This window comes from Sphingobacterium sp. MYb382, from assembly GCF_037572665.1.
Lineage (GTDB): Bacteria > Bacteroidota > Bacteroidia > Sphingobacteriales > Sphingobacteriaceae > Sphingobacterium.
Genome location: NZ_JBBGZT010000028.1, coordinates 342752 through 355207 on the forward strand (window position 1 = coordinate 342752; position 12456 = coordinate 355207).

The window sequence follows — 12456 nt, forward strand, 5'->3', positions numbered from 1 at the left end:
TCAAATTTTAAGGGCTTTTTTATAGCGTTAAATAATTATTTTTGCGCCGTAAAATACAGTGCTACTACACCAAATATGATTGTCAAATACCTTAGCTTTAGTATTTCTATTGCCTTTATGTCTTGGATGGTGGGGATTCTTTTTCAAGCCATGTTGAAGAATACCAATATCTACAAGGGGAAACTGTCTCAGTTGAATTTTATTAGCAATGAGCATGTAAACACGTGGATAGGATTGGGGCCGTTTAAATGGATTGTAAAGAATACATTCTTTAAGTTTTTTAATCCTAACCTGAAGCTGAGCCGCAAGATAACGAAAGAAGATTTACTACGCCTGCGAGAAGAGATGACCAAAGCGGATATTAATCATGTAATCGCCTTTATTTTCGCTAGCTTTTTTGTCGCATATCGACTTGTGCAAGGGGAGTTTCTTTTTGCGCTGGCGATTATGGTGGTCAATATGTTGATGAACCTCTATCCATCGCTCTTGCAGCAGCAAAATAAAAGACGTGTCGATCAGTTTTTACAAAAAGGAATTTTAGCCTAATAGATTACTCAAATGAAAAATTTGAGTAGACTGTGCCGACAATTTATTGTTTATGGAACAACCTACACCGCAGAAAATAAAAGAAATATTTGATCCTTTTTATAAGGCTGATATTAGTCTATGGACTGCATTTGCCAGTTATGTGCAGGTACGTGCTTTTGCTAAAAATGAAATAGTAAAGGATTACCATAAAACCGAGAAATATATAAACATCCTGATGGTAGGTTCTACGGCACATTTTGTCGGCGTAGCTGATAAAGAGGTTTGTATCAATTTGTACTATGAAAATCAGCTGTTCAGTGATTACTTATCTTTTTTAACACAAGCACCAACAGCCATCAAAACACAAGCCTTAGAAGACTCTGTCGTTTGGTCGATATCACATCAGGCCTTACATGAATTATATGCTAGATCATCTACAGGTCTATTTATTGGGAAAGCTATTTCTGACGCGATGTTTATTCGTAAACAATATGAACAGATAAATCTCTTGACGCTTTCACCGACAGAGCGTTATCTGAAATTGATAAAAGAGCGACCTGAGGTTTTTCAAAGGACTTCCTTGAAAATTATATGCTCTTACCTGGGCATAACTGCGGAAAGTTTAAGTAGAATTAGAAAAAAGATTGTCTAATTTTTTATTTCTTACCCATCGTCAATTTTTTAGTTAATGCATCTCCTTACTTTTGGATGGTCATTCAAACGGTTAGCAAATGAAAACTAAAATCAACTATCTCGCCATCTTTACTTTTTATAGCATTGCTTTGGTATTTCGCTATTTAACAAATAAAACAGCATTGCTAGATGGCTTTTCATTTAGTTTTCTGAAAGTGATTTTACAAGGAGTAGGCCCTGCTATAGGGGCTTTAGTTGTTTTTTCTATCTTCAAGTTGAAGCCTCTCATGAGCCTAAAAGGTAATTATAAAAACTTGCTTACTCCCTTTATTTTATATTGGTTATTGCCCATCGTTTTAATTTTGACGATTGAATATTTTACGAAAGGAACTATTTCATATTTAGCGGTAATCTCCATTTTGGTGTATAGTCTTTTGGAAGAAATCGGTTGGCGAGGCTTCTTGAAACAAGAGCTTAACACTTTGCCAACTTTTATAAATTGCGTAATTGTTGCAACTTTATGGTTTGTGTGGCATCTAAACTTCGATATGACGACGTCAAACCTACTGTTCTTTGGTATTTTAATCCTTGGTGCTTGGGGGATAGGAAAGGTGGCCGATCGTACGCATTCCCTAATAGCTGTCGCCGCCTTTCATGCGCTAAACAATTTTTTTGTTGAGTTGAATTTAGTTAAGGTCGCCATATTGATTTTTTTATTGACTGTCTGGGTGCTGTCGCTCGTTATTAGAAAAAGACAGTTAAATCAGAACGTACAACAGACTCTGGGCTAAACCAAATAGCATAAATTTAGTAGTTTCTTGCCGTATAGGTGACTTCGCTATTGAACCAATAGGTTGCATCCACGGATATCGCTATTGTCGAATCGGCCTAAGATCTCAAATTGGCGATTGGTATGCATACGGCCTAAATCTTGCGTAGCAATAAATGAACAAGAGTAGTAGTTTGCGAGGTCTATCACGTTGATAGCGCCAGTTTTATGTTGGTCGATTAGCGTCAGTGGGTCGTTGGTGTCGCGAATAAGGATTTTCATCCATGCAGGTGTCGCAAAGAGCCCATCACCGTAGGAGTACCCTTGGGAAAGCAACTCTGTCATACCATATTCTGAATGTATTTTAGTAACGCCAAAGCCAGCCGTTAAGATGCTATGAAGCTCCTCTCGAATCATCTCTTTACGCTTGCCTTTCATGCCGCCAGTTTCCATTACCATCAACTCTGGGAAGTCTACCTTATAGTTTTCGCAGAAGTCTAGTAAAGCATAAGTAACACCAATAAGTAGCGTTTTCTTGTTTTCAGCCTTTAGCTTTTGCAACGTTTGAAAAAGCTCCTCATGGTTGTATAAGAAGTAACCTGATTCGGGCTGTGCGCTTTGTTGAAGTAGGTCGTCGACCATGTAAATCAAGGAAGAGCCTTCACGTTCCAAATAGTTGGGTAGGAGTGCTAATATCACCATGTCTTTAGGGTCGCTGTAGAACGCCTCAAAACACTGTCTGAAGCTCTGTTCGTAGTAGGAGAGGTCGGCTACATAGTGCTTGCTGGTTTGCATACCTGTGGTACCCGAGCTGGAAAACACGATTTGTGGCTCCTTGTCTGTAGAAACGATAGTTTGGCTTTTGAAAAACTCAATAGGTAGGAAGGGAATCTCCGTATAGTGCTGAATAGCCGTTGTCGACTTACCGAGGTAGTCTACATATTTTTGATAAATCGCATTGTGGCGGTATTGAAAATCAAAAACAGCAAGACAAGCTTCGTTAAAGCTTTGTTCGTTATCGATAGAAAAGATGCTATTGAACATATTCGGAATTACTTTGCCACAAAGATAAGGCAAAAAAATAGGAGCTTATAGGTTTTAAGTCACCATAAGCTCCTATTTTATTTTTTTATAGCTGTTTTACGGCTTATAACATACCGCCGTCAACTGGCAATACTTGTCCGTTTACATAACTTGATAAATCGGAAGCTAAGAATAAACATGCATTAGCAATTTCTTCAGGCTGTCCTGCACGTTTCATTGGGATGTTTGCTTCCCAACCTGCAACCACCTTAGGGTCTAATACTTCCGTCATCTCCGTGCGGATAAATCCTGGAGCTACTACGTTAGTACGGATATTACGGGAACCTAATTCTCTAGCGATAGATTTCGAGAAACCAATGATACCTGCTTTAGAAGCAGCATAGTTTGCTTGCCCCGCATTTCCTTGTACACCTACAACAGAGCTCATGTTGATGAAAGATCCTTTACGGTTTTTCATCATAATTTTTGAAGCTGCTTTTGTCAAGTTGAAGATAGATTTCAAGTTGATGTTGATTACATCGTCCCAGTTTTCTTCCGTCATACGCATCAAAAGACCATCCTTAGTGATACCAGCATTGTTCACTACGATATCAATCGTGCCAAATTCAGCAACTATATCATCTACTAATTTCTCTGCTTCAACAAATTGAGAAGCATCCGAACGGAAACCTTTAACTTTCGTTCCGAAAGCTTGAAGCTCTTGTTCTAAAGCTTGTCCTTTCTCTACAGAGGACAAATAGGTAAAGGCGACGTTGGCACCATGTTGTGCAAAAACTTCTGCAATTTTTCTACCGATTCCTTTTGAAGCTCCGGTAACAAGGGCCGTCTTGCCTGCTAATAATTTCATATGTTGTGTTTTATTATTCTAGCTTGATCTATGGATGGGTCTTTATATCGTGACAAATCCAAACCACAAAAATGTTAAATATTCATTACAATCACAATTTAATTTGTGATTAATCAAGAGCTTCACTTATTCAGGGAGGCCAGTTTATAATTGCATTTTACCGAAAAAGTCAAAATGTTGAAAAAATCACAGCATTAATGAAAGAATTTTGACATAATGATGCGATTAAAATAGATATGAATGTTAATTTTGTATCGAATTTTAAGACCATGGGTAAAAAAACGAAAAAATCTGAAGTTGATGTTGTCCTAATTGGTGCGGGGATTATGAGTGCGACGTTAGGTACGTTAATCAACGAGTTGAGTCCGGATATAAATATTGAAATTGTTGAACGCCTCGATGTCGTGGCCGCCGAAAGTTCCGACGCTTGGAACAACGCCGGTACAGGTCACTCAGCCTTGTGCGAGCTCAATTATACTCCCCAGCAGCCGGATGGCAGCGTCAAAACTGATAAAGCGGTTAATATCGCCGAGCAGTTTGAAATTTCTAAACAGTTTTGGAGCCATTTAGTGGAGCAAGGAATTTTAAAGAATCCTTCCGATTTCATCCGTCAGGTGCCGCATATGAGTGCTGTATTCGGTGAAAAGGATGTGAACTTCTTGCGTACACGTTTTGAGGCTTTAGAAAAAGAAAATCTATTCAAGGGGATGGTTTATACCGAAGATAAAAAGGTATTAGCAGACTGGGTTCCTTTGATGACTCACGGGCGTGATGCCCAAGAGCCAATGGCGGCAACGCGCATGGAGATTGGAACGGATGTGAACTTCGGTTCCTTAACCCGCGATCTGATTGCGCACTTGCAGGAGAAAGATAATGTGAAGCTTTCCTTGAGTCACGAGGTTAAAGGTATTGACCGAGAGGCTGATGGTCGCTGGTCTGTGCGTGTTAAAGACCTGGAGACAGGTGAGAAGCGCGAGATTAAAGCACGCTTTGTGTTTATTGGTGCTGGCGGTCGTTCTTTACTGTTATTAGAAAAATCTGGCATTCCTGAAGCTAAAGGTTATGGTGGTTTCCCTGTTGGTGGTCAATGGTTACGTTGTACCAACGAAGAGATTATCAAGCAGCACAATGCAAAAGTATATGGTAAAGCTTCCGTAGGCGCACCACCGATGTCGGTACCGCACTTGGATACACGCTATATCGATGGTAAACAGGCTTTACTTTTCGGTCCATACGCTGGATTCTCTACGAAATTCTTGAAGAAAGGTTCTTACTTTGATTTACCAGCATCCATCAAATTGTCGAACATTCGTCCGATGATTTCAGCAGGCTTAGACAATATGGATTTAACGAAGTATTTGATTACGGAAGTTATGAAAAGTCCTACGGATAAGTTGAATGCTTTGAAGCAGTTTATGCCAGAGGCGAAGATGGAAGATTGGAAGATTGAAGTGGCTGGTCAGCGTGTACAGGTGATTAAGAAAGATCCTAAGCATGGTGGTATCCTAGAGTTCGGAACGGAAGTTGTAGCGAGCGCTGATGGTTCTATTGCTGCTTTATTGGGTGCCTCACCAGGTGCTTCTACGTCGGTAGCGATTATGATTAACCTCTTGAAACGTTGTTTCCCTGAGCGTGCTCAATCGGATGATTACCGCAAGAAATTACGCGAAATGATTCCTTCGTGGGGTCAGCAGTTGAATGATGATGAGACGCTTTGTACGGAAGTACGTCGTCGCTCGGCAGCAGCATTGAAATTATCTTAATATATTAAAATACTTATGGGGTGCTTTCGTCCGGCTCTTGTAGCCGGACGTTAAGGGCTGAGAATATACCCAATCTCGTTCTAGAAACGGGAGAGACCTGATCCAGGTAATGCTGGCGTAGGGATATTATTTTCTTTCTTTTTAGCCATATTCCGTAAGTGCGTATACCCTATACTCACTTATTTATGCAAATCAACGAATTCGTCGATCAATTGCAGCAAGGGCTGCTACAAACTTCTTGGATAGAACGTTTCGCCGTACTCATGGGGATTACCCAGGTGCTGCTGTCCAAGAAAAATAAAGTGTCCAATTACTTCTTCGGGATACTATCGATTCTCCTTACTATTTCTGTTTTATATTCTGCTAAGCTCTATGCGGAGATCTTGCTAAACACCTATTATCTGGTGATGAGCTTCTATGGTCTTTGGTATTGGCGGGGCAAAATGCAGAAGGTGCCTGTAGAGATCACGGCGAGCACCAAGCAGGAGTGGCGCACGACCATTGCTATTGTAGTCTTAGGCTATGGTCTGTTGTATTTCATCTTACGTTTCTTCACAGATTCCGATGTGCCTATCTTGGATGCTTTTGTAACGAGCACCGCTTGGGCCGGGATGTGGCTTTTAGCAAAGCGTAAGCTCGAGAACTGGATATTGCTAAATATCAGTAATATTGTTGCTATTCCTTTGCTCTTTCATAAGGGATTATTCCTATTTGCTTTATTGACAATCTTCTTGTTTATTGTTGCTATTTTCGGCTATTTTGAATGGAAGGGTATCATGAAAAAATCTAAAGATAATGTGTATGTTGACTGATTCGGTTACCTCTTTTATAAAAGATCAGATGCCTGCGGCAATACAAGCCAAACGCCTGACACCTGAACTTTTGAACTTAATTTATACGTATAAATGGTTTAATTTGTGGGTTCCAAAAGCTTATGGTGGATTGGGTTATGGTCTTCCTGAAGGTTGTGCCTTACTTGAAGAACTAGCCTATGAAGATGGTGGGCTGGGCTGGACGGTAACGTTGTGTTCGGGCGCTAATATGTTTGCTGGATTTATTAATCCCGCTCTCGCGGAATCTATTTTTTCTAAGCCTGATGTATGTTGGGGCGGTAGTGGTAAGCCTGACGGTAAAGCGGTGAAAACGGAGGGTGGCTATCTGCTGACGGGCTTCTGGAAGTATGCTACTGGAGCGCCTCACTTGACGCACTTCACGCTGAATGCTTGGCTGTATGAAGGGGATAGCCCTGTATTTAATGATGCTGGAGAGCAGGTGTACCATTCTTTTTTTGTACATCGCGATCAGGTGTTGGTGCATTATGATTGGGATACTTTTGGCTTGGAAGTAACCGCTAGCCACAGCTTTTCTGTAGATGGTGTTTACGTGGATGCCGAGCAGGCTTTCGACCTCATACCCGATCAAAGAACTTCGGAAGAGCCGATTTTTCATTATCCTTTTTATGCTTTCGCAATATGTACTTTGGCGGCAAACTACATTGGTATGTTCCGTAAGTTTATACAGCTCTACGAGAAGCAGCTTCTGCTGAAGTCTAACGATAAGGCATGGCACGACACAAAAGGCAAGTCTTTGTTTCAACAGCTGGATGCCATAACGCAGGTGTTTGAGGTGAAGCGTAAGGTTATCAGCGATTTTATAGATCGTAGCTGGTCAGGGGATTTGCCGGATGAGGAAGGTGTGGATTTGTTGCATCAGCAAGGTAAAGAGTTGGTTGCTTTTATCCGGGAGGAGTGTAGTCGCTTGTTTCCGAATACGGGCATCACGGGTGCGCAGCGTGATAGTGAGATTAATCGTGTTTTTCGTAATATATTTACGGCTACACAGCATGCGTTGTTAGGGAATTAGGGAGTAGGATTTTCTTGTGCAACGAGGATGTTAGGGAATAGCCTTTGCAACGCTGATTAGGAGCTTTTTTTTCTCTGGGGTAATGATTTACATGTGTTGATTATTATTTAGGTAAGGGGTGTTAAAGGGTTCAATCCGGAGGATTGATATATTTATAGCTAAGCATAATCAAGAGAAAGGTCGACCCCGGTGGGGTCGTATATTATTATCGTCAATCATCTTCGTTTGCAACGAGGATGCTGGGAATAGCGTTTGCAACACTGAATGTAGTCTTTTTGATAAGGAAGTGCGTGTCCTTAGCCAGGACTTGGCTTCAAACTTTTCCTTGATGAAAAGTTTGGCAAAAATCAAGGCTGGCATATGCAGCTATCTTCACTTGAAAATTCCGGAACAAAACTAAACTCGCTACGCTCAGACAGAGTTTTCTTCTTGCGGAATTTACTGCGCTACGATTTACACAGCAGATGCCTAGGCCTTCTTCTTAGCAAAGCAAATCTTTTTGTTTTGCAGCTATCTATCTAAACTGTCAGGCTGAGCCTGTCGAAGCATCGATTGGAAATATACCTTTACATTTCTGTTTATACGACCCCGCTGGGGTCAGTTTTATAAACCATCTATTTTCTATAAAGATGTTACCCCTCTGGGGTAATGATTTACATGTGTTGATTATTATTTAGGTAAGGGGGAAGGGTTCAATCCGGAGGATTGACATATTTATAGCTAAGCATAATCAAGAGAAAGGTCGACCCCGGCGGGGTCGTATATTATTATCGTCAATTGTCCTCGTTTGCAACGAGGATGCTAGGGAATAGCGTTTGCAACACTGAATGTAGTCTTTTTGTTAAGGGAGTGCGTGTCCTTAGCCAGGACTTGGCTTCAAACTTTTCCTTGATGAAAAGTTTTGCAAAAATCAAGGCTGGCATATGCAGCTATCTTCACTTGAAAATTCCGGAACAAAACTAAACTCGCTCCGCTCAGACAGAGTTTTCTTCTTGCGGAAGTTACTGCGCTACGATTTACGCAGCAAATGCCTAGGCCTTCTTTTGACTTTCTGTCGGTTTTCATTTATTGGTTTCTATTAAATGTAGAGCCCATACCAAATTGTCATGCTGAGCCTGTCGAAGCATCATTATGAAAGTTTAATCTGCACTATTATCGTCCTCGTTTGCAACGAGGATGTTAGGAAATAGCGTTTGCAACGCTGATTAGCGTCTTTTTGTTGAAGATGCATCTAACATAAATTAAAAAACCTGCTATGAAGCATAACGCTTCATAGCAGGTTTTTTTCTTATGAGAATCTAAATTTTATGCTTCTAGCTTGTCTTTATTTAAGAATACAAACTGTCCGTCGAATACATCCAAACGAATGTTGGCATCGCTGGTCACCTTGCCTGCAAGGATCTCTTTAGATAGCTCGTTGAGGATGCGTTTTTGAATTACACGTTTCAACGGACGAGCTCCATAAATCGGGTCGTAGCCTAATTGCGCTAACCAATCTAAAGCCTCTTTGCTTGCATCGATATGGATATTCTGCTCCGCCAATTGTGCTTGTAGCTTATGGAATTGCATTTCTACAATCGATCCAATCTCATTGCGGCTCAGTGGGGTAAACATGATTACCTCATCAATCCGGTTAAGGAACTCAGGGCGTATTGATTTTTGCAATAATCCAAAAACCTCATCCTTTGTGCGTGCTATCACTTCATCGCGGTTATCCTCAGTGAGGTCGGTAAAGTTTTCCTGAATAAGGTGTGATCCTGTATTCGAGGTCATGATGATGATACTGTTTTTAAAGTTTACCACACGACCTTTATTGTCTGTCAAGTGGCCATCATCAAGCACCTGCAATAGGATGTTGAACACGTCAGGATGCGCTTTTTCAATCTCATCCAGCAATACTACCGAGTATGGTCTACGACGTACAGCTTCGGTCAGCTGTCCACCTTCATCGTAACCCACGTAGCCTGGAGGCGCTCCAATTAGACGAGATACCGCGTGGCGCTCTTGGTATTCCGACATGTCGATACGTACCATGGATTGCTCATCGTCGAATAGGTATTCTGCCAATGCTTTCGCAAGCTCGGTCTTACCAACCCCCGTTGTACCGAGGAAGATGAAGGATCCAATAGGGCGCTTAGCATCGCTTAATCCAGCACGCGAACGGCGGATAGCATCGGATATGGCCTCAATGGCTTCATCCTGACCTGCGACACGCTTGTGTAGTTCTCTTTCTAACGATAAGAGCTTCTCACGCTCCGATTGTACCATTTTATTGACAGGAATACCTGTCCATTTGGATACCACATCGGCAATATCATCAGAGGTAACTTCCTCTTTCAGCATGCGGCTGCTAGACTGCTTTTCTGTTAATTCAACTTTCAGCTTTTCGGCGTGATCTTGCGCTTCTTTAATCTTTCCGTAACGTAATTCCGCTACCTTGCCATAGTCACCAGCACGCTCTGCTTGCTCGGCTTCTAGCTTGTAGTTTTCTATATTTTGCACCTCTTGATTGACACGGTCCACCAAAGATTTCTCTTCTTGCCATGCCGCTTTAAGGCTATCTCGCTCACTAGATAAGTTGGCGATAGTTTCGGAAAGCTCTTTTACTTTCTTATCATCATTCTCTCGCTTGATCGCTTCGCGTTCAATTTCCAGCTGCATAATACGGCGGTCAAGTTCATCTACCGATTCTGGCACAGAATCCATCTCTAGACGTAGTTTTGAAGCCGCCTCATCAATTAAGTCAATCGCTTTATCCGGTAAGAAACGATCCGTAATATAGCGTTGAGATAGCTCTACAGCAGCAATGATGGACTCATCTAGGATACGCACCTTATGGTGTGTCTCGTAGCGTTCTTTTAGTCCGCGTAGGATAGAAATCGCATCTTGTGTATCGGGTTCTTCGACCAATACCATCTGGAAACGACGCTCCAATGCTTTGTCTTTCTCAAAATACTTTTGGTACTCATTGAGAGTTGTTGCTCCGATAGCACGCAGTTCACCACGGGCTAGGGCAGGCTTTAGGATATTTGCGGCATCCATAGCACCCTCACCACCACCTGCACCAACTAAGGTGTGGATCTCATCGATAAAGAGGATAATCTCGCCATCGCTGTCCGCTACTTCTTTCACGACAGCTTTTAAACGTTCCTCAAACTCCCCTTTAAACTTTGCTCCCGCAATAAGGGCTCCCATATCTAAAGAGAAAACGGTCTTTTGCTTTAAGTTTTCTGGTACATCACCCTTGATAATACGGTGTGCTATACCTTCGGCAATAGCCGTCTTACCAACACCTGGCTCACCCACCAAAATTGGATTGTTCTTGGTACGGCGCGATAAAATCTGCATCACACGGCGTATCTCATCATCACGACCAATCACCGGGTCAAGCTTGCCTGATTCGGCAAATTCATTGAGGTTGCGTGCATACTTTCCTAAAGCATTGTAAGTAGCTTCTGCATTTTGATCGGTCACCCGATTATTACCGCGTAGCTCTTTAATAGCTAGTTTTAGGTCTTTCTCACTAACACCTTGGTCTTTCAGAAGCTGTGCTGTAGCATCATTGCTCGCCAATAGGCCTAATAGGACATGCTCTACAGACACAAATTCGTCCTTAAATTCTTTTAGGTAGGACTGTGCTTTCTGCAGGTCGGTTGTCGTATGGTTGCTCAGATATACCTGACTGCCGCTTACTTTGGGTAGGCTTTGCAGGAGCTTATCGTTTTCCGACTGTATGAAGGATACGTTTGCATTTACTTTCTTCAATAGGTGGTTCACGATGTTATCATCGCTGCTTAATAATGCTTTTAATATATGGGCTGGTTCAATAGCCTGTTGTTGATTTCCAACCGCTATTTCCGAAGCTTTTTGCAAAGCCTCTTGTGCTTTAATCGTATAGTTGTTAAAATTCATATCTTATGTTCTTATTTATCATGTTTACACTATAGGATTAACAATTAAAATACCCTTTTGATTTTTAGTATTTAAATCGGAAAATTTGACGCTTGATTTTGTTTTAAAACGACAAAATGGCGCTTTACGGTGCTTTCGGGGGCGATGTATCGGAAAAAACAGCAGACGTAACTATTAAATTTACATTTTTTTAATTTGATTTTCAAGGGATTATTATTTCGCCTTAAAAAAAGTGTGTCTAAGACTTGCGAAATAGGAGACATATTCTCATCTTTGCATCAGCAAAACAGAAATGCTGACGCCTCCTTAGCTCAGCTGGTAGAGCAACTGACTTGTAATCAGTAGGTCATTGGTTCGATTCCGATAGGAGGCTCAAAGAAAAGCTACTTCATACCGAAGTAGCTTTTTTTGTTAAACCTTGCCCCATCCAAATAATTTAACTTGATCTGTAATGGGGGAAGTGCAGAAAGTGGCTCAGGTTCAAAAGTTGGGGAGTCGAAAAAAATATTGATATTCGCGGGACGAATTTTTAATTAGATGCACGAATCCTTTAACGCCTTAATGCCACTTATCATTCCCGAAGGTGTCAATGAATATTTTGAATTAAGCCACTTCGCTAAAACAGATAATCGTTTAGATATCTTTCTAGTTGAACGCAACGTTACTCCTGAGGAATATTCTTCCGCTAAATTACTTTCTAAAGGTTTCTACGATCCTATTGAAATACAAGATTTTCCCATTCGTGGACTCGATGTTTATTTAAATATTAAGCGACGTAGGTGGCTTAATACAGACACAAATCAATCTGTTCATCGAAATTGGGAGACTGTAGCTAAAGGAACGCGTATCACAAGTGATTTCGCCGCTTTTTTAAAAGCAATCAGCCGATACCCAAGCACATAGCCTACAGACTATAGCTTCATTTTATGGTGTAAAAGGCAGAAAGCTACAACGTTACTATCGTGATTCACTGAGTGGATTTCGTAAGTGGTCTGATGAGGTTGATGGGAAACACGGATTAATATTTCCAGAAAACATAGGTCCTAATCTATCAATTGATGAGACTAGTCTATCCCTAGGCGAGCTTTATACAGTAG

The 12456-nt window shown here is 41.3% G+C and carries 10 protein-coding genes and 1 tRNA gene; 8 read left to right on the forward strand and 3 right to left on the reverse strand.

The genetic code is table 11. The features are described 5' to 3' along the window. The first annotated feature begins 75 nt into the window (after positions 1-75). From WH223_RS15945 to WH223_RS15955, 3 genes are all read left to right on the forward strand, one after another. The gene (locus WH223_RS15945; RefSeq protein WP_340048759.1) at positions 76-546 is read left to right on the forward strand and encodes a glycosyl-4,4'-diaponeurosporenoate acyltransferase CrtO family protein; all 471 of its coding nucleotides are present in this window, start codon (positions 76-78) and stop codon (positions 544-546) included. Positions 547-598: 52 nt separating this feature from the next. Beyond that, positions 599-1180, forward strand: a complete 582-nt coding sequence (locus tag WH223_RS15950; protein WP_340048760.1) for a Crp/Fnr family transcriptional regulator — start codon at positions 599-601, stop codon at positions 1178-1180. A gap of 79 nt (positions 1181-1259) precedes the next feature. Further along, a complete protein-coding gene (locus WH223_RS15955; protein WP_340048761.1) occupies positions 1260-1952 on the forward strand; it encodes a CPBP family intramembrane glutamic endopeptidase in 693 nt (230 codons plus the stop codon). Positions 1953-1999: 47 nt separating this feature from the next. Here the strand turns inward: WH223_RS15955 and WH223_RS15960 are convergent, their stop codons facing one another. Together WH223_RS15960 and fabG are read right to left on the reverse strand one after the other, a co-directional pair. Next, entirely contained in the window at positions 2000-2974 is a 975-nt protein-coding gene (locus WH223_RS15960; protein ID WP_340048762.1) for an acyl transferase, read from the reverse strand. 103 nt (positions 2975-3077) lie between these two features. Next, positions 3078-3821, reverse strand: a complete 744-nt coding sequence (gene fabG, locus WH223_RS15965) for a 3-oxoacyl-[acyl-carrier-protein] reductase (protein ID WP_340048763.1) — start codon at positions 3819-3821, stop codon at positions 3078-3080. A 236-nt stretch (positions 3822-4057) separates the two neighbouring features. Between fabG and WH223_RS15970 the strand changes: the two genes are divergently transcribed. From WH223_RS15970 to WH223_RS15980, 3 genes are all read left to right on the forward strand, one after another. Beyond that, the gene (locus WH223_RS15970) at positions 4058-5584 is read left to right on the forward strand and encodes a malate:quinone oxidoreductase (RefSeq protein WP_340048764.1); all 1527 of its coding nucleotides are present in this window, start codon (positions 4058-4060) and stop codon (positions 5582-5584) included. 185 nt (positions 5585-5769) lie between these two features. Next, positions 5770-6396 (forward strand): nicotinamide riboside transporter PnuC, encoded by a 627-nt coding sequence (gene pnuC / locus WH223_RS15975; protein ID WP_340048765.1) that lies wholly within the window; start codon positions 5770-5772, stop codon positions 6394-6396. After that, positions 6386-7447: an acyl-CoA dehydrogenase family protein gene (locus WH223_RS15980; RefSeq protein WP_340048766.1), complete on the forward strand. Its 1062-nt coding sequence runs from the start codon at positions 6386-6388 to the stop codon at positions 7445-7447. Before pnuC ends, WH223_RS15980 begins: the two co-directional genes overlap by 11 nt. A gap of 1305 nt (positions 7448-8752) precedes the next feature. Here WH223_RS15980 and clpB read toward each other — a convergent pair. Then, entirely contained in the window at positions 8753-11359 is a 2607-nt protein-coding gene (gene clpB / locus WH223_RS15985; protein WP_340048767.1) for an ATP-dependent chaperone ClpB, read from the reverse strand. A gap of 300 nt (positions 11360-11659) precedes the next feature. On the opposite strand from clpB, the gene WH223_RS15990 reads away from it, so the two are divergent. Together WH223_RS15990 and WH223_RS15995 are read left to right on the forward strand one after the other, a co-directional pair. Then, positions 11660-11732: transfer RNA gene (locus tag WH223_RS15990), tRNA-Thr, on the forward strand. A 164-nt stretch (positions 11733-11896) separates the two neighbouring features. Next, the gene (locus tag WH223_RS15995; RefSeq protein WP_340047443.1) at positions 11897-12262 is read left to right on the forward strand and encodes an ISAon1 family transposase N-terminal region protein; all 366 of its coding nucleotides are present in this window, start codon (positions 11897-11899) and stop codon (positions 12260-12262) included. The last annotated feature ends 194 nt before the right edge of the window (positions 12263-12456 follow it).

Coding starts and splice junctions, on each gene's coding strand:
- WH223_RS15945 (WP_340048759.1), top strand. CDS start 76: ATGATTGTCAAATACCTTAGCTTTAGTATTTCTATTGCCTTTATGTCT.
- fabG (WP_340048763.1), bottom strand. CDS start 3,821: ATGAAATTATTAGCAGGCAAGACGGCCCTTGTTACCGGAGCTTCAAAA.
- WH223_RS15955 (WP_340048761.1), top strand. CDS start 1,260: ATGAAAACTAAAATCAACTATCTCGCCATCTTTACTTTTTATAGCATT.
- WH223_RS15980 (WP_340048766.1), top strand. CDS start 6,386: ATGTTGACTGATTCGGTTACCTCTTTTATAAAAGATCAGATGCCTGCG.
- clpB (WP_340048767.1), bottom strand. CDS start 11,359: ATGAATTTTAACAACTATACGATTAAAGCACAAGAGGCTTTGCAAAAA.
- WH223_RS15995 (WP_340047443.1), top strand. CDS start 11,897: ATGCACGAATCCTTTAACGCCTTAATGCCACTTATCATTCCCGAAGGT.
- WH223_RS15970 (WP_340048764.1), top strand. CDS start 4,058: ATGAATGTTAATTTTGTATCGAATTTTAAGACCATGGGTAAAAAAACG.
- WH223_RS15950 (WP_340048760.1), top strand. CDS start 599: ATGGAACAACCTACACCGCAGAAAATAAAAGAAATATTTGATCCTTTT.
- pnuC (WP_340048765.1), top strand. CDS start 5,770: ATGCAAATCAACGAATTCGTCGATCAATTGCAGCAAGGGCTGCTACAA.
- WH223_RS15960 (WP_340048762.1), bottom strand. CDS start 2,974: ATGTTCAATAGCATCTTTTCTATCGATAACGAACAAAGCTTTAACGAA.